The sequence below is a fragment of the Streptomyces typhae genome (assembly GCF_009755605.1).
Lineage (GTDB): Bacteria > Actinomycetota > Actinomycetes > Streptomycetales > Streptomycetaceae > Streptomyces > Streptomyces typhae.
On sequence record NZ_WPNZ01000006.1, the window covers coordinates 271,020 to 292,874 of the forward strand.

17 protein-coding genes and 1 riboswitch are annotated in these 21,855 nt (G+C 73.6%); of the genes, 5 read left to right on the forward strand and 12 right to left on the reverse strand.

Annotated elements, in window-relative coordinates; all coding sequences use genetic code 11:
* Positions 1-108: 108 nt before the first annotated feature.
* The 11 genes from GPA10_RS13400 to GPA10_RS42060 form a co-directional block, all read right to left on the reverse strand.
* Positions 109-891: an enoyl-CoA hydratase gene (locus tag GPA10_RS13400; RefSeq protein ID WP_157165694.1), complete on the reverse strand. Its 783-nt coding sequence runs from the start codon at positions 889-891 to the stop codon at positions 109-111.
* Positions 888-1,826: a 3-hydroxyisobutyrate dehydrogenase gene (gene mmsB / locus GPA10_RS13405; RefSeq protein WP_343040777.1), complete on the reverse strand. Its 939-nt coding sequence runs from the start codon at positions 1,824-1,826 to the stop codon at positions 888-890. Before mmsB ends, GPA10_RS13400 begins: the two co-directional genes overlap by 4 nt.
* On the reverse strand, positions 1,823-2,923 hold the full coding sequence (locus GPA10_RS13410) for an enoyl-CoA hydratase/isomerase family protein (protein ID WP_157165695.1): 1,101 nt from the start codon (positions 2,921-2,923) through the stop codon (positions 1,823-1,825). Before GPA10_RS13410 ends, mmsB begins: the two co-directional genes overlap by 4 nt.
* The gene (locus GPA10_RS13415) at positions 2,920-4,086 is read right to left on the reverse strand and encodes an acyl-CoA dehydrogenase family protein (protein ID WP_157165696.1); all 1,167 of its coding nucleotides are present in this window, start codon (positions 4,084-4,086) and stop codon (positions 2,920-2,922) included. Before GPA10_RS13415 ends, GPA10_RS13410 begins: the two co-directional genes overlap by 4 nt.
* A gap of 5 nt (positions 4,087-4,091) precedes the next feature.
* Positions 4,092-5,591 (reverse strand): CoA-acylating methylmalonate-semialdehyde dehydrogenase, encoded by a 1,500-nt coding sequence (locus GPA10_RS13420; RefSeq protein ID WP_157165697.1) that lies wholly within the window; start codon positions 5,589-5,591, stop codon positions 4,092-4,094.
* 372 nt (positions 5,592-5,963) lie between these two features.
* Positions 5,964-6,142: riboswitch (cobalamin riboswitch) on the reverse strand.
* 90 nt (positions 6,143-6,232) lie between these two features.
* On the reverse strand, positions 6,233-8,893 hold the full coding sequence (gene alaS / locus GPA10_RS13425) for an alanine--tRNA ligase (protein ID WP_157165698.1): 2,661 nt from the start codon (positions 8,891-8,893) through the stop codon (positions 6,233-6,235).
* A gap of 51 nt (positions 8,894-8,944) precedes the next feature.
* Positions 8,945-9,517, reverse strand: a complete 573-nt coding sequence (locus GPA10_RS13430) for a GNAT family N-acetyltransferase (protein WP_157165699.1) — start codon at positions 9,515-9,517, stop codon at positions 8,945-8,947.
* On the reverse strand, positions 9,517-10,581 hold the full coding sequence (gene tsaD / locus GPA10_RS13435) for a tRNA (adenosine(37)-N6)-threonylcarbamoyltransferase complex transferase subunit TsaD (RefSeq protein WP_157165700.1): 1,065 nt from the start codon (positions 10,579-10,581) through the stop codon (positions 9,517-9,519). Before tsaD ends, GPA10_RS13430 begins: the two co-directional genes overlap by 1 nt.
* A gap of 457 nt (positions 10,582-11,038) precedes the next feature.
* Complete coding sequence (locus GPA10_RS13440) at positions 11,039-11,611, reverse strand: TetR/AcrR family transcriptional regulator (protein WP_157165701.1); 573 nt, start codon at positions 11,609-11,611, stop codon at positions 11,039-11,041.
* 29 nt (positions 11,612-11,640) lie between these two features.
* Complete coding sequence (locus GPA10_RS13445; RefSeq protein ID WP_157165702.1) at positions 11,641-12,999, reverse strand: amidase; 1,359 nt, start codon at positions 12,997-12,999, stop codon at positions 11,641-11,643.
* The gene (locus GPA10_RS42060; protein WP_157165703.1) at positions 12,986-13,315 is read right to left on the reverse strand and encodes a hypothetical protein; all 330 of its coding nucleotides are present in this window, start codon (positions 13,313-13,315) and stop codon (positions 12,986-12,988) included. The genes GPA10_RS13445 and GPA10_RS42060 overlap by 14 nt, the downstream gene beginning before the upstream one ends.
* 171 nt (positions 13,316-13,486) lie before the next feature.
* Between GPA10_RS42060 and GPA10_RS13455 the strand changes: the two genes are divergently transcribed.
* A complete protein-coding gene (locus tag GPA10_RS13455; RefSeq protein WP_157165704.1) occupies positions 13,487-14,374 on the forward strand; it encodes an MBL fold metallo-hydrolase in 888 nt (295 codons plus the stop codon).
* A gap of 75 nt (positions 14,375-14,449) precedes the next feature.
* Positions 14,450-15,526, forward strand: a complete 1,077-nt coding sequence (locus tag GPA10_RS13460; protein WP_058852813.1) for a chitinase — start codon at positions 14,450-14,452, stop codon at positions 15,524-15,526.
* A gap of 6 nt (positions 15,527-15,532) precedes the next feature.
* Here GPA10_RS13460 and GPA10_RS13465 read toward each other — a convergent pair whose 3' ends face one another.
* Positions 15,533-18,397 (reverse strand): tetratricopeptide repeat protein, encoded by a 2,865-nt coding sequence (locus GPA10_RS13465; RefSeq protein ID WP_343040803.1) that lies wholly within the window; start codon positions 18,395-18,397, stop codon positions 15,533-15,535.
* A 466-nt stretch (positions 18,398-18,863) separates the two neighbouring features.
* On the opposite strand from GPA10_RS13465, the gene GPA10_RS13470 reads away from it, so the two are divergent.
* Genes GPA10_RS13470 through GPA10_RS13480 form a run of 3 tightly spaced genes read left to right on the forward strand, consistent with a single transcriptional unit; the run spans position 18,864 to position 21,810 of the window.
* Positions 18,864-20,015: an LLM class flavin-dependent oxidoreductase gene (locus GPA10_RS13470; protein ID WP_157165706.1), complete on the forward strand. Its 1,152-nt coding sequence runs from the start codon at positions 18,864-18,866 to the stop codon at positions 20,013-20,015.
* Entirely contained in the window at positions 20,012-21,043 is a 1,032-nt protein-coding gene (locus GPA10_RS13475; protein ID WP_058852810.1) for an amino acid ABC transporter permease, read from the forward strand. The genes GPA10_RS13470 and GPA10_RS13475 overlap by 4 nt, the downstream gene beginning before the upstream one ends.
* Complete coding sequence (locus GPA10_RS13480; protein WP_058852809.1) at positions 21,040-21,810, forward strand: amino acid ABC transporter ATP-binding protein; 771 nt, start codon at positions 21,040-21,042, stop codon at positions 21,808-21,810. Before GPA10_RS13475 ends, GPA10_RS13480 begins: the two co-directional genes overlap by 4 nt.
* The last annotated feature ends 45 nt before the right edge of the window (positions 21,811-21,855 follow it).

The following is a 21,855-nucleotide window of genomic DNA, read 5'->3' on the forward strand; positions in this document are numbered from 1 at the left end:
CGGAGGTCACATCGACCCGGCGACGGGCCGGGCCGCCTGGTGCCGGCAAACGTCCGTAATGCGTACACCAGGCGGCCGTCAGCGGAAATCCTCGTGTCGACGCCTCCCTCACCGGTGCCTGAAGCGCGGCTCCCGCTTCTCCGTGAACGCCGTCATGCCCTCCTTCTGGTCCTCCGTCGCGAACACCGCGTGGAACAGGCGGCGTTCGAAGCGGACACCCTCGGTGAGCGTGGTCTCGAAGGCCCTGTCGACCGACTCCTTGGCCATCATCGCCACCGGCAGGGACATGCCCGCCACGGTGTCGGCCACCGCGAGCGCCTCACCGAGGAGTTCACCGGCGGGGACCACACGCGAGACGAGTCCCGCGCGCTCCGCCTCCACCGCGTCCATGGTGCGTCCCGTCAGGCACAGCTCCATCGCCTTGGCCTTGCCGACCGCGCGGGTCAGCCGCTGGGAGCCGCCGATGCCGGGGATCACCCCGAGTTTGATCTCGGGCTGGCCGAAGACGGCGGTGTCGGAGGCGAGCAGGATGTCGCAGAGCATGGCGAGTTCGCAGCCGCCGCCGAGGGCGTAGCCGGACACGGCGGCGACCGTCGGCGTGCGCACCCGGCCGAGCCGGTCCCACGCCGCGAACCAGTCACTGAGGTACATGTCCAGATAGCCCTGGGGACACATCTCCTTGATGTCGGCGCCCGCCGCGAACGCCTTCGCGGAACCGGTGAGGACGACGCAGCCGACCTCCGGGTCCCGGTCCAGGTCCTCGGTGGCGGCCACGACCTCGTTCATGACCTGGAGGTTGAGGGCGTTGAGAGCCTTGGGGCGGTTGAGGGTGAGCAGGGCCACGCGGCCCTTGCGCTCCAGGAGGATGGTCTCGTACGGGCTGTCCGTCATCGCTTTCGCGCCTTCCTGTCGTGGGTGTCGGCGGCGGGTCGCCGCCCGGAGCGTTCCCTGATGGCGCGGACGATCCCGGAGAAGTCCTCGGCCGCGCCGCCGCCCTCGGCGAAGGCGGCGTACAGGGCCGCCGCGCGCAGGCCCAGTTCGGCGTCGACGCCGCCCTCGCGCGCGGCGTTCGCGGCCAGACCCAGGTCCTTAGCCATCAGAGGGGCGGCGAAGCCGGGGAGGTAGTCGCGGTTGGCGGGCGAGCCTGGGACGGGGCCCGGCACCGGGCAGTTGACGCTCAGCGCCCAGCACTGCCCGGACGCGGTGGAGGCCACGTCGTACAGCGCCTGGTGGGACAGGCCGAGGCTCTCGCCGAGGACGAACGCCTCGCTCACGGCGATCATCGAGACGCCGAGGATCATGTTGTTGCAGATCTTCGCGGCCTGTCCGGCGCCCGCCGCACCGCAGTGCACGGCCTTCTTGCCCATCGCCGTCAGGAGCGGCTCGGCCTGCGCGAAGGCCGTCGGGTCGCCGCCCACCATGAAGGTGAGCGTGGCCGCTTCGGCGCCCATCACGCCGCCGGAGACGGGCGCGTCCACGGCGCGGTGTCCCGCGGCCACGGTCGCCTGGTGGGCCGCGCGGGCGTCGGCGACATCGATGGTGGAGCAGTCGACGAACAGCGTGCCGGGCCGGGCCGCCGCGAGCAGGCCCTGCTCCTGGTAGAGGGCGAGGACATGCCGGCCCGCGGGCAGCATGGTCACGACGACGTCCGCGTCGGCGGCGGCCGCGGCGGCCGACGGCGCGGCCTCGACCCCGGCGGCCACGGCGGCCTCCAGGGCGTCGGGGACCAGGTCGTGGCCGATGACGCGGTGTCCCGCCTTGACCAGGTTGGCGGCCATGGGGCCGCCCATGTGGCCGAGGCCGACGAAGGCGATCACGGAGCTCACCAGGGCACCTCCTGTGCGGCGTGGCCGTCGGCGAGCGCGAGTTCGCGCGGGCCGAGCGGGGCGAAGTAGCGGGCGACGTCGTCGTCGGTGACGGCGGCGAGCGTGGCCGGGGACCAGCGGGGCGTGCGGTCCTTGTCCACGACCTGGGCGCGGATGCCCTCCACGAGGTCGGCGGAGCCGAGGGCCGCACACGACACCCGGTACTCCTGTTCGAGGACCCGCTCCAGCGGCCCGAGCAGCCGGGCCCGCCGCAGGGCCGCCAGTGTCACCTTCAGGGCCGTCGGGGACTTGGTGCCCAGCGTCCGCGCGGTCTCCTCGGCGGCCCGCGCTCCGTGCGACGCGAGGCGGGCCACGATGTCCTCGACCCGCTCCGCGGGATAGCAGGCGTCGATCCACTCCCGCTGCCCGGCGAGCACGCCGGGGGGCGCCTCGGACACGTACCGGGCGAGGACTTCGCGCACCGGATCGGCCGCCAGGTCCGCGACCAGGCGCGGCAGCAGCTCGGCGGGCACGAAGTGGTCGGCGAGTCCGCACAGCAGGGCGTCGTGGGCGCCCACCTGCTGCCCGGTGAGGGCGAGATGGGTGCCGAGCTCGCCCGGTGCGAGGCCGAGGAGGTAGGTGGAGCCGACATCGGGGACGAAGCCGATGCCCGTCTCCGGCAGGGCGATCCGGGAGCGTTCGGTGACGACGCGGACGCTGCCGTGCGCCGAGACGCCCACGCCGCCGCCCATGACGATGCCGTCGAGCACGGCCACGTACGGCTTCGGATAGCGCGCGATACGGGCGTTGAGGCGGTACTCGTCGCGCCAGAAGTCCGCGGAGGCCCGCCCGCCGGTGCGGGCGTCGTCGTGGATGGCGCGGATGTCACCGCCCGCGCACAGGCCGCGCTCCCCCGCGCCGGTGAGGACCACGGCCTCCACGGCGGGGTCCGTCTCCCACGCGGTCAGGGCCGAGTCGATGCGGCGGACCATGGCGTGGGTGAGGGCGTTCAGGGCGCGCGGCCGGTTGAGGACGATGTACGCGGCGCGGCCCTCGGTGCGCAGCAGCACGCAGTCGTCGGTGTCTGGGGGCGCGGTGGCGGTCCGTGGGGAGGTCATCGCAGTGCCCCCGTCAGACCGCGGGCCACGATGAGGCGCATGATCTCGTTCGTTCCTTCCAGGATGCGGTGGACCCGCAGGTCACGGACGAGCTTCTCGATGCCGTACTCGGTGAGGTAGCCGTAGCCGCCGTGGAGTTGCAGGGCGCGGTCGGCGACCGAGTGGCCGGTGTCGGTGGCGAACTGTTTGGCCATGGCGCACAGGTGCGGCGCCTGCGCGTCGCCCGCGTCCAGGGCGCGGGCGGCCTGGTGGACCAGGGCGCGGGCGGCGGCCAGTTCGGTCGCCATGTCGGCGAGCCGGAACTGCAGGGCCTGTGCGTCCAGGAGCCGGGCGCCGAACGCCTCGCGGTCGGCGAGGTGGGTGAGGCTGCGGTCGAGCGCGCTGCGGGCGCCGCCGAGGGAGCAGGCGGCGATGCCGAGGCGGCCGCCGTTGAGGCCGTTCATGGCGATGCGGAAGCCGTCGCCCTCGGCGCCGAGCAGCCGGTCGGCGGGCACCCGCACCTCGTCGAGGACGACCTGCCGGGTGGGCTGGGCGTTCCAGCCCATCTTGTGCTCGTTCGGGCCGAAGGAGAGGCCGGGGTCGTCGCGTTCGACGACGAAGGCGGAGATTCCGCCGGGCCCGCTCCCGCCGGTCCTGGCCATCACCACGTACACGTGGGCCGCGCCCGCGCCGGAGATGAACTGCTTGACGCCGCTGAGGACGTAGGTGTCGCGGTCGCGTGCGGCGCGGGTGCTGAGCGCGGCGGCGTCCGAGCCCGCGCCGGGCTCGGTGAGGCAGTAGCTGCCGAGGTGGTCCATGGAGGTCAGCGGGTGCAGCCAGCGGGCGCGCTGACTCTCGTCGCCGTAGCGGTCGATCATCCAGGCGACCATGTTGTGGATGGACAGATAGCCGGCGATGGACGGGCAGCCGGAGGCGAGTGCCTCGAAGACGAGTACGCCGTCGGCACGGGTGAGCCCGGAGCCGCCCGCGTCCTCGGCGACGTACATGCCGCCGAGGCCGAGGTCGGCGGCCTTGCGCAGGACGTCGAGGGGGAAGTGCTTGTCCTGGTCCCAGGCGAGGGCGTGCGGGGCGAGGTGTTCCTGGGCGAAGTCGAGCGTGGTCTCGACGATGGCGAGCTGGTCCTCGGTGAGCAGGGTGCCGGTGTTCGTACGTGTGCTGGTCATGCCGCTCACCGCATCGTCGGGATGGTGAAGCTCGCGCCCTCCTTGGCCCCGGAGGGCCAGCGCGAGGTGACGGTCTTGGTGCGGGTGTAGAAGCGGATGGAGTCCGGGCCGTGCTGGTTCAGGTCGCCGAAACCGGAGCGCTTCCAGCCGCCGAAGGTGTGGTACGCGACGGGGACCGGGATGGGGACGTTGACGCCGATCATGCCGGTGTCGACGCGGCGCGTGAAGTCGCGGGCGGTGTCGCCGTCCCGTGTGAACAGGGCGACGCCGTTGCCGTAGGGGTGCTCGGAGGGCAGCCGCAGCGCCTCCTCGTAGTCGGCGGCACGGACGACGGACAGGACCGGGCCGAAGATCTCCTCCTGATGGATCCGCATGTCGGGGGTGACGCGGTCGAAGAGCGAGGCCCCGGCGAAGAATCCGCCCTCGTGTCCGGGCAGGGAGAAGCCCCGGCCGTCCACGACGAGTTCGGCGCCCTCCTCGACGCCCAGGTCGACGTACGAGCGGACGCGGTCGACGGCTTCGCGGCCGACGAGGGGACCGAAGTCGGCCTCGGGGTCGTCGGAGCGGCCGATGCGCAGCGCGCCGACACGTTCCTTGAGGCGGGCCACGAGGGCGTCGCCGGTGGCCTCGCCGACCGGTACGGCCACGGAGATGGCCATGCAGCGCTCGCCCGCCGAGCCGTACCCGGCGCCGATCAGCGCGTCCACGGCCTGGTCCAGGTCGGCGTCCGGCATCACGATCATGTGGTTCTTGGCGCCGCCGAAGCACTGGGCGCGCTTGCCGTGGGCGGCGGCGGTGGCGTAGATGTGCGCGGCGACCGGGGTCGAGCCGACGAAGCCGAGCGCCTGGACGCGCGGGTCCTCCAAGAGAGTGTCGACGGCTTCCTTGCCGCCGTTGACGACGTTCAGGATCCCGGGCGGCAGGCCCGCTTCCAGGAAGAGCTCGGCAAGCCGCAGCGGGACGGACGGGTCGCGTTCGGAGGGCTTGAGGATGAAGGCGTTGCCGCAGGCGATGGCCGGTGCGGCCTTCCACAGCGGGATCATCGCGGGGAAGTTGAACGGGGTGATGCCCGCGGTGACGCCGACGGGGCGGCGCAGCGAGTGCACGTCGATGCCGGTTCCGGCGTTGTCCGTGAACTCGCCCTTGAGCAGGTGCGGGATGCCCGCGGCGAACTCCACGACCTCCAGGCCGCGCTGCAGGTCGCCGTGCGCGTCGGCGACGGTCTTGCCGTGCTCGGACGACAGCAGCCGTGCGAGCGAGTCGCGTTCGCCGTCGACGAGCTGGAGGAAGCGGAGCAGGACCCGGGCCCGGCGCTGCGGGTTCCACTCGCCCCACTCGTGCTGGGCCGCGGCCGCGTCGGCGACGGCCGCCTCGGTCTCGGCGCGGCTCGCGAGCGGGACGCGGGCCTGCACCTCGCCGGTGTTGGGGTCGTACACGTCGGCGAGCGCGCCCGAGGTTCCCGGGGTGTGCTCGCCGCCGATGAAGTGGGTCAGTTCACGGACCATGGAAGCCTGCTCTCTCGTCAGGTGCGGTCTCCGAGGACGGGCACGTCCGACCGCCCGTCGAGGCGTACGGGGGCATGCGCGGGCAGGTGCCGACACGCCGCGGGCGCGCGGCGGCACTCGCGCGGAGTGACGTCGACACGGACGCGGCGTGACGTCGACGCGCACACGGAGTGCATCGACGCGCACAGGGCGTGACGTCGACGCGCACACGGCATGACACGGCACGCGTGGGCGTGCCCGTACGTCAGGACAGGAAGGGGACGCGAACGGCGAAGTCGCCGTCAGACAGCGGGGGTTGCCGCTCGCATCGCGGGATCACCGGGGTCGTGGGTGCGCACCGGGGCCATGCGTGTCTGCTCCATCCTCGTGGACAACACGGAACACCCCGCGGCCGGTATCCTGACTCCCGGATCGGCGCACGCCCTCCCGCCTTCCCAACGGGCTTCCCCGTCAGTGGCGTTGTCTCACGCGAGAACGCACTCCCCGGTCACAGTGGCGGGACCGCGCCGGACTCACACCGGCTTCCCTGCACCGCGGGCTTCTCCACCGAAGATATACTTGGACTTCCTAGTAAGTCCACACCTGGCCGGAGCCCCGGTTTCCCCAAGGCTCCGGTCAGGTCTCCGCGCGTGTGGCGGGCGCTACTCCCCGAGGGATTCCCGTACGGCCCCCGCGAGCCCCGTCAGCGCCGCGTCGAGCTGTGCCGTCGGTACGCCACCGCCCTGCGCCACCTCGTCCGAGCCGCCGCCCCTGCCGCCGAGCAGCCGCTTGACGAGGGCGGACGCGGTGAGGCCCGCGGCGCGGCCCGGCTTGTTGACGGCCACGACGAGGACCGGCTTGTCGGTGGTCAGGGCGACGGCGGCCACGCCGGGGCGGTCCGCGGGGAGCCGGCCGCGGACCTCAAGGGCCAGCGTCCTGGCCGCGCCCGCGTCGCCGTCCGTCGTGGCGGTGACGACCCGCGCGCCCGCCACGTCGGTGGCCCGCGCGGCGAGGTCGGCCGCGCGCCCCGCGAGCGCGGCCTGGCGCAGCCGCTGGTTCTCGCGGTCGGCGGCCTTGAGCCGGTCGAGGAGGCCCGCGACGCGCTCGGGGAGTTCCGCGCGCGGGGCCTGCACCTGCTCGGCGATTCGGGCGACGAGGTCGCGTTCGCGGGCCAGGTAGCCGAAGCCCTCGATGCCGACCGCGGCCTCCAGGCGCCGCATACCAGCGCCGACGGACGACTCGGCGGTCAGCGCGACGAGGCCGACCTGCGCGGCGTGCGCGACGTGGGTGCCGCCGCACAGCTCGCGGGACCAGGCGCCGCCGATCTCGACGACCCGCACCTGCTCCCCGTACGTCTCGTCGAACAGGGCGAGCGCGCCGAGTTCCTTGGCCTCGGACAGCGTCATCCAGCGTACGTCGACGGGCAGGTCGCGGCGCAGGGCGCGGTTCGCCGCCTCCTCGACCTCGCTGCGGACGGTGGCGGACAGACCGCCGCGCCAGGGGAAGTCAAGACGGAGGTAGCCGGGGCGGTTGTAGGAGCCGGACTGAAGGGCGGTGGGACCGAGGATCTCGCGCAGCGCGGCGTGCAGGACGTGGGTGCCGGAGTGGGCCTGGCGGGCGCCCAGCCGCCACTCGGGGTCGACGGCCGCGTGCACGGCGTCGCCCACGGCGAGTTCGCCCGCGGTGACGCGCACCTGGTGGACGACGAGGCCGGGCAGCGGACGCTGCACGTCGAGCACCTCGGCCTCCACGGAGGGGCCGGAGAGGTGCCCGGCGTCGCTGTCCTGACCGCCGGACTCGGCGTAGAAGGGGGTGCGGTCCAGGACGGCGGTGACGATGTCCCCGGCGTGGGCGGCGGGCACCGGGCCCGCGGCGCCGAGGAGGGCGAGCACGCGGGCGTCGGCGGTCAGGGTGTCCCAGGCACGCCAGTCGGTGGGCCCGTGCTCGTCCAGGACGGACCGCAGGGCGGTGGTGTCGGTCGCGCCGCCGGACTTGCGGGCGCGGGCGTCGGCGCGGGCCCGTTCGCGCTGCTCGCGCATGAGGGCCGTGAACCCGTCGCGGTCGACCTCGACGCCCTGCTCGGCGGCCATCTCCAGGGTGAGGTCGATGGGGAAGCCGTAGGTGTCGTGCAGCAGGAAGGCCTGGGCCCCGGGCAGTTGGCGGCGGCCTTCGGCCTTGACCCGGGTGACGGCGGTGTCCAGGACGGTCGTGCCCTGCTTGAGGGTGGCGCGGAAGGCGTCCTCCTCACCTGCGGCCTGGTCGGCGATGCGGTCGAAGGCCTCGGCGACCTCGGGGTGACTCGGCGCCATGCAGGTGCGGGCGACCGCGAGGAGATCGGTCAGGGCGGGGTCCTCGTGGCCGAGTTGGCGCATCGAGCGGACGGCGCGGCGCAGGATGCGGCGCAGGACGTAGCCGCGGCCCTCGTTGCCGGGGGCGGAGCCGTCCGCGAGGAGCATCAAGGCGGTGCGGACGTGGTCGGCGACGACACGCAGGCGTACGTCGGCCGCCGGGTCGGCGCCGTAGCGGACACCCGCGAGTGCGGCGGCGCGGTCCAGGACGGGCCGGGTCTCGTCGATCTCGTAGAGGTTGTCGACGCCCTGAAGGAGGGTGGCCATGCGCTCCAGGCCCATGCCGGTGTCGATGTTGCGGCGCGGGAGTTCACCGAGGATCGGGTAGCCGCTCTTTCCGGTGCCCGCGCCCCGCTCGTACTGCATGAAGACGAGGTTCCAGAACTCCATGTACCGGTCCTCGTCGACGGCGGGACCGCCCGCGCGGCCGAGGGCGGGGCCCCGGTCGTAGTACAGCTCCGAGCAGGGACCGCACGGCCCGGGGACGCCCATGGACCAGAAGTTGTCCTCGTCGCCGCGCGCCACGATCCGCTCGTCGGGCAGGCCGGCGATCCGCCGCCACAGGGCGCGGGACTCGTCGTCGGAGTGGTGCACGGTCACCCAGATCCGCGCCGGGTCGAGTCCGTAGCCGCCGTCCGCGACGGAGCGGGTGCTCAGGTCCCAGGCGAAGGTGACGGCGTCTTCCTTGAAGTAGTCCCCGAAGGAGAAGTTGCCGTTCATCTGGAAGAAGGAGCCGTGCCGGGTCGTCCTGCCGACCTCCTCGATGTCGAGGGTGCGCACGCACTTCTGCACGCTGGTCGCCCGCGGCCACGGGGGCGCCGCCTCCCCGGTCAGATACGGCTTGAACGGCACCATGCCCGCGTTCACGAAGAGCAGCGTCGGGTCGGGCGTGGGAAGGGGGGCGCTGGGCACGACGGTGTGGCCGCGCTCGGCGAAGAAGTCCAGGAAACGGGTGCGGATGTCGGCGGTGCGCAAGGGGTGCTCCGGACGGTCTCGAAGGGCTGCGAGGGGGGAGAGCCGCGGCGGCTACAGGGGCAGGTCGGCGGTGGTCCGCGCGGGGTGGTGCGGGCCGAGGAAGACGGCGGTGCCGTATCCGTCCGGCGCGGGGCGGGTGGCCTGCCGCCAGCCGAGCCGCTCGTAGAAGCGGACGGTGGCGTCGGCGTGGACGGAGGTCAGCAGCCAGCTCCGGCCCTCGGGCGCGTCGCGGGTGACCGCTTCGAGGAGCGTACGGCCGAGACCGCGGCCGTGCGCGCCGGGAAGGACGGCGAGCTCGTCGACCTCCAGGCCGCCGCACAGCCACGCACCGGTGCGCACGGCGCCGAGGGCGGTGGTGACGCGGGGGTAGGCGCGGTTGCCGGGCAGCGGTGTGTCGGAGGTCCAGGAGGTGGCGAACCCGAGCACCTGGTCACCGTCGAGCGCCACCGCGCACGCGAACCCGGACCGGTGCACGTCGCCCGCGAGGCGGTCCAGATAGACGTCCGCGTCGGCGGGGACCGAGTGCCAGGGCGGTCCGGCGAACGCCGCGTCGTAGACGGCGCGTATGCCCTCGCGGTGGTCGAGCAGTCCGGGGCCCGGCAGGCGGTGGACGGCAGTGGTCATCAGGCGGCCCTCGCAAACGTGGTGGTCGGGTGCAGCGCCGCCTGCTCCAGGGGCGCCGAGGGGTCGATGGACACGTCCAGGGGCGCGGGCTCGGCGCCCGCGCGCACCAGCAGGTCCCCGACGGCGGCGATCATGGCGCCGTTGTCGGTGCACAGGCCGAGCGGCGGCACCCGCAGGGTGATCCCGGCGGCCCGGCAGCGCTCCTCGGCGAGGGCCCGCACCCGGGAGTTGGCGGCGACCCCGCCGACCACGACGAGGGTGCCGACACCGTGCGCGGTGCAGGCGGCGACGGCCTTGCGGGTCAGGACGTCGGCCACGGCCTCCTGGAGGGCGGCGGCGCCGTCGGCCACGGGCAGGGCCCCCTCGGCATGGCCCTCGGCCCAGCGGGCGGCGGCGGTCTTCAGGCCGGAGAAGGAGAAGGCGTACGGGTCGTCGCGGGGCCCGGTCAGCGGGCGCGGGAAGGAGACGGCGTCCGGGGAGCCGGTGCGGGCGGCACGGTCGACGGCGGGGCCGCCGGGGTAGGGCAGGCCGAAGACGCGGGCGACCTTGTCGAAGCACTCGCCGGCCGCGTCGTCCAGGGTGTCGCCGAGGTGGACGATCGGATCGCGGGCCAGGTCACGGACCAGGAGCAGGGAGGTGTGGCCGCCGGAGACGACGAGGACCACGCAGGGGTCGGGCAGCGGGCCGTGTTCGAGGGTGTCGGCGGCGACGTGCCCGGCGAGGTGGTGCACGCCGTACAGCGGCACGTCCAGGGCGTACGCGAGTCCCTTGGCGCCCGCGAGGCCGACCTGGAGGGCGCCGGAGAGGCCGGGTCCGGTGGTGACGGCGACCGCGCCGACGTCGCCGAGGCCGAGACCCGCGCGGTCCAGGGCGGTGCGGACGACCGGGCCGAGGGCGTGCACGTGCGCGCGGGCCGCGATCTCGGGGACGACGCCGCCGAAGCGGGCGTGCTCGTCCATGCTGGACGCCACCGCGTGCCCGAGCAGCTGTCCGTCCCGGACGAGGCCCGCGCCCGTCTCGTCGCAGGACGACTCGATTCCGAGCACGATCCGATGGGCGGTCATGACTGTTTCTCCCGTTTCTCCCGGCGCCGTTCGGCTCTCGGTCCTCCGAGGCCATTCGGCATGCCGGGCCGTTCGACACTTCGAGGCCGTTCGACTTGCCGAGGCCGTTCGGCCTTCCGAGGCCGTTCCGCTCTCCGCACCGTTCGGCTCTCCGCCGACTTTCCGTATTCTTTGCGGCCTTCCGCCTATCCATAGTAGTTGCAAGCCATGTGCAATAAGCCTCAGCCGTTCGGCCCCGTCCCCTCCCCCCGCCGAACCGGGGCGGCCCGTGCCGCCGCCCCGTCGACGGCGAGGCGGCGGCCGAGCGGCGGTACGCGCCCCCCGTAAGGGGCGCGGGGAACTGCGCGCTCAGCGCGCGACAAGCCGCAGACGCGTCTGCCGAGTGACCGAGCAGACGCGTCCGCGGCTGTTCCGTGGCCGGCCGCGCAGTTCCCCGCGCCCCTGACGGGGCGCCACCTCACCGCCCGGTGGACCGGTCGAGCGCCGACGCCACAAGGCGGCGGACATACTCCGCCGACAACCCGTCGGGCCGGAACAGGATCCGGTACATCACCGGCGCGACCACGTGGTCCATGACCGCCTCCCGCGCAGGGAACCCGCTCTCGCCGCGCTCCCGGGCCCGGTCGAGGACGAGGTCGACCTGGGCGGCGGCGTAGGCGGAGCACTGCCCCGCGTTGCCGCCGTCCGGGTCGCCGAGGAGCGCGTCGCGGATGTAGGCGCGCCCGGCGGTGGAGGACATCTCGTCGAGGAACTGCTCGGCCCACGCCGTCAGATCGGCGCGGAGCCCGCCGAGATCGGCGGGCTCCGTGTCGGGTCTGAGCCGCTCCACGGCGACGTCGGACAGGAGTTCCTGGAGGTCGCCCCAGCGCCGGTAGATCGTGGAGGGGGTCACGCCCGCCCGCGCGGCGACCAGCGGGACCGTCAGCGCCTCACGGCCCTGCTCGGCCTCCAGCTCCCGCACGGCGGCGTGCACGGACGCCTGCACGCGGGCGCTGCGCCCACCGGGTCGGGCCATGGGCTTCGGGCTCATTCGATCACCTTAACGCCGACTCGGGGCCGTCAACGGGGCTCGGGGGCGAGCCGCCCCGCGTCGGTCCGCGTCTCCTCGTACGCGCGGCCCACCCGCAGCACGGTCCGCTCCTCCAGGGGGCGCCCGATCAGCTGCATGCCGATGGGCAGCCCCGCCCCGTCCTGGCCGACGGGCACGGTCAGGGCGGGTGCGCCGGTGATGTTCGCGGGCGAGGAGAGCCGCACATAGCTGTCGGACACGCTCTCCACGGAGCCGTCGGCCCACTGCACGGAGTGCTGGTCCACCCGTGCGGCCGTGAGCGGCACGGTGGGCGCCGCGACGACGTCGACCCCTTCCATCATCCGGGCCCAGGCGCGCCGCATCAGGGTGCGGGCGCGCTGGGCGCGCAAGTAGTCCCCGGCGAGGACGAGTTCGCCCGCCTCCAGGAGCGCGCGCACGTCGGGGGCGTACAGCTCGGGTGTCGTACGGAGCGTGCGCTCGTGGTAGGCGGTGGCCTCCGGGATCATCAGGCCCCACTGCACCGCCTGGATGTAGCGGGTCAGCGGGATCTCCACGTCGACGAGTGCGGCGCCGAGGTCGCGGAGCCGCTCGGTCGCCTCCCGTACGGCGGCCTCGACGTCGGGGGCGACCCGGTCGAAGTAGTGGGTGCGCGGGACGCCGACGCGCAGGCCGGTCAGGTCGCCGTCGGAGTCGTACGGGACGCCACGGCCGGTCAGCGCGGCGAGGACGAGGTCCGCGTCCCGGACCGTGCGGGCGAGGGGGCCGACGTGGTCCAGGGACCACGAGAGCGAGGTCACGCCGTCCCTGGGTATCAGGCCGTAGGTCGGCTTGAGGCCGACGACGCCGTTCAGGGACGCGGGGACCCGGATCGAGCCGCCGGTGTCCGTGCCGAGCGCGAAGGTGGCCGCACCGGCCGCGACGGCGACCGCGGAGCCGCCGCTCGATCCGCCCGCGACCCGGCCCGTGTCCCAGGCGTTGCGGGACTGCGGGGTCGTCAGGCCGTACGCGAACTCGTGGGTGTGGGTCTTGCCGAGGAGCACCGCGCCCGCGTCCGCGAGCCGGGTGGCGACGGTGCTGTCCGCGTCGGCGACGTGCCCCTCGCGGACGGCCGAACTCGCCGTCGTGGGCAGCCCCTTGACGTCGACGAGGTCCTTGAGGCCCATCGGAATGCCGTGCAGCGGTCCGCGCGAGCGGCCCGCCGCGATCTCCTGTGCGGCGCGCGCCGCGTCGGCGCGCGCCCGTTCGGCCAGGACGCCGACGAAGGCGTGCAGCCGCCCCTCGACCTCCTCGGCGCGCGCCAGCACGGAGTCGGTGAGCTCGACGGGCGACAGGTCCTTCGCGCGGATCGCCGCGGCGGCGTCGGCGAGGGTCAGCTCAAAGGGCCTCATGGCGCGCCTCCGGGACGGACGGGGTGCCCGGCGCCTGCGGGGCGACCGGGACGAGAGGGGTGTCGAACGCGGGCGGGACGTCGCCGAAGTCCAGTTCCCGCAGGGTGGAGACGACGGCGTGGATGTGGTTCGCGGTGGCGGTCACGAGGTCCGTGCGGCCGGGCTCCAGCGGGAGTCCGGCGCGGCGCGCCCACTGGGCGGCCTGGTCAGGGGCGAGCTCGTCGGGGGCGACGTCTTCAGGGGCGAGGTCTTCGGAAGAGAGGTCTTCGGGGTCTTGGGAGGAGAGGTCTTCGGGGGCGAGGTCTTCGGGAGGCATGGGCGGGTCCTCGGGTTCGGTGATCGAGGGGCGGGCTGTTCGGCGGGCGACATAAAAGCTAATCGTTTGCGTTAGATGACCGTAGCCCCTAAGGTCACTTAACGCAAAGCAATAGCTTTTATTCGGCCGCTCCCCCGCCCCGTCCCCGGCTCAGCCCTGAAAGGCCCCGTCATGCCCTCTGCCACCTGGACGCTCGGCGGCATCACCGCACACCGCGTCGACGAAGTGCCCCTGCCGCCGGAGACCGGCCCCTGGCTGCTGCCCGCCGCCACCCCCGAGGTCGTCGCCGACGCCCCCTGGCTGCACCCCGACTTCGCCGACGAGGCGGGCACGCTGCGCCTGAGCAGCCACAGCTTCGCGATCGAGACCGGCGGGCACCGCGTCCTCGTCGACACCGGCATCGGCAACGGCAAGCCCCGCGCCAACCCGGCCTGGCACGACCTGGACACCGACTACCTCGCCCGGCTGACCGACGCCGGATTCCCGCCGGAGTCGGTCGACCTGGTCGTCCTGACGCATCTGCACGCCGACCACGTCGGCTGGAACACCCGCGCGGAGGGCGGCGCATGGGTGCCCACCTTCCCCAACGCCCGGCATCTCACGACCCGTACGGAGTGGGACCACTGGGCCGCCGCCGACATGGAGGAGCCCCGGCGCCAGATGTTCCGCGACTCCGTCCATCCGGTCAGGGACGCGGGCCTGCTCGACCTGGTGGACGTCGCGTCGGGCCCGGTCGAGGTCGCGCCCGGCCTGCGCCTGCTGCCGGCCCCCGGCCACACCCCGGGACAGGTGGCCGTCGAGCTGCGCGGCGACGACCGCACCGCCCTGATCACCGGCGACGCCGTCCACCACCCCGTCCAGCTGGCCCGGCCCGGCATCGGCTCCTGCGTGGACATCGACCCCGCACGCGCCGAACGGACCCGGCGGGCCCTGCTCGGCTCGGTGGCCGGCACCGAAACCCTGCTCCTCGGCAGCCACTTCGCCGCACCCACCGCGGGCCGGGTCACCGCGCGGGGTGACAGCTTCCGCTTCACCTCCGCATTGGCCCAGACCTATTGACGAAAGGTCTATACCTACTTACCGTCTTGGCGCATCACTTCCCATCCGTAGCAAGGCCTCCCGAGGGAGTACGCGATGATCGGTCGGACGGTACGTCTGTTGGGAGCGGCCCTCGCGCTGGCCTTCGCGGCTCAGCTGCCCGCCGCCGCGGTGCCGGACGCGGCAGGGCCGAAAGCGCCCGCCGCTCCACGGGCGGACACCTGTGAGGTGAAGTCGAAACCCGCGGGCAAGGTGCTCCAGGGGTACTGGGAGAACTGGGACGGCGCCGCCAACGGCGTGCACCCGCCGTTCGGTTGGACCAAGATCAACGATCCCCGTATCAAGCAGCACGGGTACAACGTCATCAACGCGGCGTTCCCCGTGATCCGTTCCGACGGCACCGTCCTCTGGGAGGACGGCATGGACGCGACGGTGAAGGTCTCCACGCCCGAGGAGATGTGTCAGGCCAAGGCCGACGGCGCCACGATCCTGATGTCCATCGGCGGCGCGGCGGCCGGTATCGACCTCAGCTCCGCCAAGGTCGCGGACCGCTTCGTCGAGACGGTCGTGCCGATCCTCAAGAAGTACAACTTCGACGGCATCGACATCGACATCGAGACCGGTCTCGTCGGCAGCGGCAACATCAACCAGCTGTCGCCGTCGCAGACCAACCTCATCCGCATCATCGACGGCGTCCTCGCCAAGATGCCGCCCAACTTCGGTCTGACGATGGCCCCGGAGACCGCGTACGTCACCGGCGGCAGCGTGGTGTACGGCTCCATCTGGGGCGCGTACCTGCCCATCGTCAAGAAGTACGCGGACAACGGCCGCCTGTGGTGGCTGAACATGCAGTACTACAACGGCAGCATGTACGGCTGCTCCGGCGACTCCTACTCGGCGGGCACCGTCCAGGGCTTCACCGCCCAGACGGACTGCCTCAACAAGGGCCTGGTCATCCAGGGCACGACCATCAAGGTCCCCTACGACAAGCAGGTTCCCGGACTGCCCGCGCAGCCCGGCGCGGGCGGCGGCCACATGTCGCCCGGCCTCGTGAGCCAGGCCTGGCGGAACTACAACGGCGCCCTCAAGGGCCTGATGACCTGGTCCATCAACTGGGACGGTTCGAGGAACTGGACGTTCGGCGACAACGTCAAGGCGCTGCAAGGACGGTGACGCCCCTCATGGGGGTGGCGGGTCCCCCGTCACCCCCATGAAGGCCACCCCAGTGCCGCCCGCCGTCGGGCCGCCGGGCGCCGGGTCGCCGGAGCGGAAGCGCTGCAGACGGCGGCGGGCCTCGGTGGCCTCGTCGGTGCGGCCGAGGGCGGTGAGCAGCAGGGCGTGGGTGTCCACGCCCTGCGCCAGTTGGTCCGCGTGCTCGCCGGACGTCGGTGCGAGCCACCACAGCAGGCCGACGGCCTCCTCGATCGCCTCCAGGGCCCGGGGCAGCTCCCAGCGCTCGACGAGGTGCATCCAGGCGATGGTGCGAAGGAGCCCGGCGAGGTCGGAGCGTTCGCGGTCGCCGCCCGTCGCGGCGAAGCGGCGCCGCAGCTCCACGGCCTCGTGCCACGCCGCGCCCGCCCGGCCGCGGCTGCCCGCGCGGAAGGACTCCAGGGCGAGGCTCTGCAACGCGGCGGCGAGGGCGGGCTCGAACTGCCGCGGCTGCCGGGCCGCGAGGCGGCGCCGTACGGCCACGGCCTCCTGAAGGACCCTGCACACCTCCGCCGTGGCACCGAGCGGTGCGAGACACGCGCCGAGGTTCACGAGGGCGGCGGCGAAGTCCTCGTCGAACGCGCCGGACCCCGTCTCGGCCAGGCCGCGCAGCACCGTCACCGCCTCGGCGGCCGCCCGGTGCGCCTCGGTGTGCCGTGCCACCCGGGTCAGGCGGCGGCTCAGGTTGACGAGCGCGGTCGCGAGGGCGGGTTCGTGGGTGTGGGGCCGGTCACGGGCCAGGTCCCGCCGGATGTGCACGGCCTCCTGCGCGGCGGCACAGGCTTCCTCCCGGCGCCCGGCCTGCGCCAGACAGATCGCCAGGTTCGCCAGCGCGGCGGCCAGGGGGGCCAGTTGGGCGTCCTGCGCCACGACGAGTACGGCCCCGTGCGCGGAACCCGGCGCACCACCTCCCTGCGGCCCCGCCGCGCCGACGAGCCGGCGCCGGATCTGCACGGCCTCCTGGACGGTGTGCAAAGCCTCCTCCCAGCGGTCCGCGGTCGCCAGGTCGGCGGCGTGGTTGGACAGGGCGAGGGCCAGTTCGTCGCCGTGGCGCCCCGGCTGTTCGTCGACCAGCCGGCGCAGCAGCCGCACCGCTTGTCCGCTCGCCGCGAGCGCGTCCGCGAACTGGCCGTCCTTGGCCAGGTAGACACCCACGTCGCCGAGCACGGCGGCGAACGACGGCTCCGGCGCGTCGGTGCGCGCGGCGTGCATGCCGCGGCGGATGGCCATCGCCCGCTGCCCCGACTTCAGGGCCTGGTCGTGCAGACCCGCGTGGGACTGGCGCTGGGCGAGGGCGTTCAGGACGCGTGCCTGCTCCTCCGGGTCCTCGGTGCGCGCGAGCCTGCGGTCGGCGAGGCGGTGGGCGAGGGCGGCGGCACCGGAGTTGAGGTCGGTGTGGGCGCCTTCGGGCAGATGGGACTCGATGGCCTCCAGGACGTCGGGGTCGAGGCCCTCGATGTCGCTGAGCGCGGCGAGCGTGGCACCGCCCGCGGCGACCCCGAGTCCGGGCCGCTCCCTGAGCAGCGGCTCGAGCTGCGCGGCGCGCACGTGGGGCCAGCGTGCCGCCGTCGCGACCAGCGTCGCGAGGACCCGGCGCAGACAGGGCAGCGGTTCGCCGTCGAGGAGCCGTCGGGGGGCGTCCAGGGCCCAGGGGTCCGGCGGGTGGGCGTCGATGCCGTGGCCGGTGACGCTCAGCGCGAGGAAGTCCTCGGCGAGCCGGTCGGGGTAGAGGGGTTCGAGAACGGTGCCGCCGGTGCCGCCGTCGGCGGGCGGATACGACAGGGCGTGGTCCTTGAGTATCTGGTCGGCGTGCTCGCCGGAGCCGACGGCGATCCGGTCCAGCACGCCGAGGGCCTCGCGATGGCTGAGCGCGCTCGTCATCGCGGCGGTGTAGACGGTCTGCCCGAAGGCGTCCGGGGTGATGCGGACGCGCGCGTTGCCGTGCAGCGACTCCCAGTGGGCGCGCTCACGGGCCAGCAGATAGGCGGAGACCGCCGCCGCGCCGTCGGGTGCCTGCTGCTGGCGCCGGTGGGCGTCGACGGCGGCGAGCGCGGCCATGTGGACGGCGAGGACCTGGTGGTACTCGGGGTCGCTCTCGAGGCCGTCCGGCGGGCCGACGGCGTCGACGTCGTGTACGTCCAGGGCGCGGGCGAAGCAGTCGCGTGCCGTGCGGAACAGCGTCTGCGGGACGACGTCGGCGTCGTCGGACAGGCCGGGAAGCGCCAGGTCGGCCACCGGGATGTCGAAGTCGCCGAGGCGGTGGACGAGGTGCTGCCACCAGGTGCCGCGGGGCCGGGCGACGAGGAGCACCCGGACGCGGCCGCCCTGGCGCACGGCGTCCAGGAGGAGTTCTATGAGGTCCGCCGTGGGCCAGCGTTCGGCGTAGTCCACGACCATCAGGACGGGTGCGTCGCCCTCCGTCCGGCCGGTGAACGGCACGGCGGGCGACAGGAGTCCCGCCGTCGCGTGCCGTGCCTGGAGCACGCGCCAGTTCTCCGTGTGGCTGCCGCGTGCGAACTGGGCGGCGATCCGCGACTTGCCCTGACCGCCGGGTCCGTGCACCAGGAGTGCGGAGACCCGGTCGGGGCTGTCGCGCCACGCGGCGAGCCGGGCCAGTTCGTCGTGGCGTCCGGTGAAGTCGACCAGCGCGTAGCGGGCGTCGAGCAGCCGGGCGGGCTGCTGCCGCACCCAGGTGGGCGACAGGGCGGGACTGGCAGGCGGGAAGGCGTCCACCGCGTACAGGGGGCGGTCCGCGCCCAGGTGGACGGAGCGGATCTCGTGTGCCTGGATCACGGACCCGTGGACCGTCCCGCCCTCGATCCACTGGCGGTGCATCGTCACTTCGGCCCCTGTCGTCCAGCCCGGCCCCACCCGGCCCGCATTCCATCCGGTCCCGCGCCCCACCCCGGTCCCGCGTCGCACGCCCCCACGCGTCACGATGTCCCACTGTCCCACGGCGGGGGCGCCACCCCGTGTGTGAACGGCGTGTGGCAGCGTCCCCACAACCCTTCGGGACCGTTGACGGAGCCAAAAGTACGGTGCTCAACTGTGCGCATGTTCCCTTCGCTGCCGCTGGTCTCCCGCGGCCACATCGACCTGTGTCGTGTGTGGTCCGCCGCGTGTCCGGCTTCCTGACCGCGCAGCCCGCCGCCTTCCGCGGCCGCTCTTCCCTTCGCACCGCCGGTAACTGACGCCTCGTCACGTCTGCCGGCGGCACCGGGGCCCTCCGCACCGCCGCGGCCGCCCCCCTACCGCGCCACCTGCACCGCGCCACCACCACCGCGTACGAAAGGGCCCCGTCATGCCCGTGGAGTTCCTCGGCATCGCCGCGACCAACGACGGCTCGGAGACCGCGCCGCGCTCCGGCGCCGCCTTCGACAAGGAGTACACGCTGCGGCTCGCCCGTGCCCACGAGGACCACGGCTGGGACCGGGTCCTGTTCGCCTACGGCTCCGGGTCGCCGATCCCCGCGGCGGCGGCCGGATACCTCGCGGCCAAGGTCGAGAAGCTCCAGATCCTGCTCGCGCACCGCCCCAACGTGTCGTACCCGACCTACGCGGCCCGCACGTTCGCGACCCTGGACCAGGTCAGCGACGGCCGCCTCACCGTGCACTTCATCACCGGCGGCAGCGACCACGAGCAGCGCCGCGAGGGCGACACGCTCACCAAGGACGAGCGCTACGCCCGCACCCGCGAGTACATCGAGATCGTCAAGAAGGTGTGGACGCGGCACGAGCCCTTCGACCACGAGGGCCCGCACTACCGTTTCCAGGACTTCGTCAGCGACGTCTTCCCCGTCCAGGAACCGCGTCCGGGCGTCTCGTTCGGCGGCTCCTCGCCCGCGGCGTACGCGGCGGGCGGCGCCGAGGCGGACGTGTACTGCCTGTGGGGCGAGCCGCTCGCCGAGACCGCCCAGCAGATCGAGGAGGTCACGCGGGCGGCACGCGCCGCCGGGCGCGACGACGTGCCGCGCGTCCAGGTCGCCTTCCGGCCGATCATCGCGCCCACGGAGGAGCTGGCCTGGGAGAAGGCGCGGCGCACGGTCGGCGCGATCCGGGAGCGCCGTGCGGACGGAAAGCCGCTCACCAGGCGGCACTCCGGCGACACGCCGGAGAACACCGGTTCGCGGCGGCTCATCGCCATCGCCGAGCAGGGCGAGCGCTTCGACCGCGCCCTGTGGACGCCGACCGCCGCCGCCACCGGGGGCGCGGGCAACTCCAACGCCCTCGTGGGCACCCCGGAGACGGTCGCGCAGGCGCTGCTCGACTACTACGACCTGGGCGTGGACATCCTGTCAGCGCGCGGCTACGACCTCCTCGACGACGCCGTCGACTTCGGCCGGTACGTCATCCCGCTCGTACGCGAAGAGGTCGCCAAGCGGGACCGGGAGCGGGCCGCGCGCGGACCGCAGACGCTGGAGCGCACACTCAGCTCCCTGGCGGTGGCCGGATGACGTCCGCTGCCCCCGCTTCTCCCGCCGGGACACCACCGGGGCCACCGACCGCCCCGCCCGGAGCCGCCCCGCCCGCGAAGGACGCCGCGCCCCGGAGCGGCACGGAGGACCTCACCGAGCCGAAGGTCGTCCCGGCCCGCCACTACGGCCGCTGGGCGGTCGGCGCCGCCGTCCTCGTCCTGGTCGCCCAGTTCACGCACGGCCTCGTCACCAACCCCGCCTGGGAGTGGGAGGTCTTCTTCCGCTATCTGCTCGCCGACAGCGTCCTGCGGGCGGTGTGGGTGACGCTCCAGCTGACGGCGTACGGCACGCTGATCGGCTTCGCGCTCGGCCTGGTCGTCGCCCTGATGCGGCTCTCGAAGAGCCCGCTGCTCGCCGGCGTGGCCTGGGCCTACGTCTGGGCGTTCCGCTCCATTCCGCTCATCGTGCAGCTCCTGTTCTGGTTCAACCTGGCCTATCTGTACGAGGAGCTGGGCGTCGGCATCCCCTTCGGTCCCGTCGTGTGGAGCTTCGGCACCATGCACCTGGTCGGGGCGATGTCGGCCGCCGTCATCGGTCTGGCGCTGCACCAGGCCGCGTACGCCGCCGAGATCCTGCGCGGCGGTTTCCTCGCCGTCGATCCGGGCCAGCTGGAGGCGGCCGCCGCGCTCGGCATCCCGCGGCTGCGGCAGCTGCGCCGGATCGTCCTGCCGCAGGCGATGCGCTCGATCCTGCCGAACGCCGCGAACGAGATCGTGTCGCTGTTCAAGGGCACGTCGATCGTGTCGGTGATGGCCATCGGCGAGCTCTTCTACCAGGTGCAGGTGATCTACGGCCGCAACGGCCGCGTGGTGCCGCTCCTCATGGTGGCGACCGTCTGGTACATCGTCCTGACCACGCTGCTCTCCATCGTCCAGTACTACGTGGAGCGGCACTTCGCGCGCGGCGCCGACCGCGCGCCCGCGCCCACCCCGGTGCAGCGCGCCCGCGCCTTCGTCCGCACCCTCACGTCCCGCCGCCCCCTCGCACCCCTTCCGGAGAAGCGATGAGCACCGCCCCCGTGATCGTCGACGTCCGCGGCATCCACAAGAGCTTCGGCGCCCACCCGGTCCTGCGCGGCATCGACCTCCAGGTACGGGCCGGTGAGGTGACGGTGGTCATCGGCCCCTCCGGTTCCGGCAAGTCGACGCTGCTGCGCGCCATCAACCACCTGGAGAAGCCGAACCGCGGCTCGGTGAGCATCGACGGCGAGCTGATCGGCTACCGCCGCCGCGGCGACAAGCTGTACGAGCTGAAGGAGCGCGAGATCCTGCGCCGGCGCACCCGCATCGGCTTCGTCTTCCAGAACTTCCATCTCTTCCCGCACCTCACGGTCGTCGAGAACATCGTCGAGGCCCCGATATCGGCGCTGCGCAGGCCGAGCGGCGAGGCCCGGGAGCGCGCGCACGCGCTGCTCGCCCGGGTGGGGCTCTCCGACAAGGCCGACGCCTATCCGCGGCAGCTCTCCGGCGGGCAGCAGCAGCGCGTCGCCATCGCCCGCGCCCTCGCCCTCGACCCGCAGGTGCTGCTCTTCGACGAGCCGACGTCCGCCCTCGACCCGGAGCTGGTCGGTGAGGTCCTCGACGTCATCAAGGACGTCGCCCGCGCGGGCACCACGATGATCGTCGTCACCCATGAGATCGGGTTCGCCCGCGAGGTCGCCGACACCGTGGTCTTCATGGACGACGGCGTGGTCGTCGAGCAGGGACCACCGGGCGACGTCCTCGACCACCCGCGCCACGAGCGCACCAAGGCCTTCCTGTCCAAGGTCCTGTGACCCCCGCCCCGGCCGCAAGGAGCAAGCACGTGTCCCCTCGCACCC

Bases quoted from the DNA above. Each gene is read 5' to 3' on its own strand.
- GPA10_RS13400 (WP_157165694.1), bottom strand. From the start codon at position 891: ATGACGGACAGCCCGTACGAGACCATCCTCCTGGAGCGCAAGGGCCGC.
- GPA10_RS13410 (WP_157165695.1), bottom strand. From the start codon at position 2,923: ATGACCTCCCCACGGACCGCCACCGCGCCCCCAGACACCGACGACTGC.
- GPA10_RS13415 (WP_157165696.1), bottom strand. From the start codon at position 4,086: ATGACCAGCACACGTACGAACACCGGCACCCTGCTCACCGAGGACCAG.
- GPA10_RS13420 (WP_157165697.1), bottom strand. From the start codon at position 5,591: ATGGTCCGTGAACTGACCCACTTCATCGGCGGCGAGCACACCCCGGGA.
- GPA10_RS13430 (WP_157165699.1), bottom strand. From the start codon at position 9,517: ATGACCACTGCCGTCCACCGCCTGCCGGGCCCCGGACTGCTCGACCAC.
- tsaD (WP_157165700.1), bottom strand. From the start codon at position 10,581: ATGACCGCCCATCGGATCGTGCTCGGAATCGAGTCGTCCTGCGACGAG.
- GPA10_RS13440 (WP_157165701.1), bottom strand. From the start codon at position 11,611: ATGAGCCCGAAGCCCATGGCCCGACCCGGTGGGCGCAGCGCCCGCGTG.
- GPA10_RS13445 (WP_157165702.1), bottom strand. From the start codon at position 12,999: ATGAGGCCCTTTGAGCTGACCCTCGCCGACGCCGCCGCGGCGATCCGC.
- GPA10_RS42060 (WP_157165703.1), bottom strand. From the start codon at position 13,315: ATGCCTCCCGAAGACCTCGCCCCCGAAGACCTCTCCTCCCAAGACCCC.
- GPA10_RS13455 (WP_157165704.1), top strand. From the start codon at position 13,487: ATGCCCTCTGCCACCTGGACGCTCGGCGGCATCACCGCACACCGCGTC.
- GPA10_RS13460 (WP_058852813.1), top strand. From the start codon at position 14,450: ATGATCGGTCGGACGGTACGTCTGTTGGGAGCGGCCCTCGCGCTGGCC.
- GPA10_RS13465 (WP_343040803.1), bottom strand. From the start codon at position 18,397: ATGCACCGCCAGTGGATCGAGGGCGGGACGGTCCACGGGTCCGTGATC.
- GPA10_RS13470 (WP_157165706.1), top strand. From the start codon at position 18,864: ATGCCCGTGGAGTTCCTCGGCATCGCCGCGACCAACGACGGCTCGGAG.
- GPA10_RS13475 (WP_058852810.1), top strand. From the start codon at position 20,012: ATGACGTCCGCTGCCCCCGCTTCTCCCGCCGGGACACCACCGGGGCCA.
- GPA10_RS13480 (WP_058852809.1), top strand. From the start codon at position 21,040: ATGAGCACCGCCCCCGTGATCGTCGACGTCCGCGGCATCCACAAGAGC.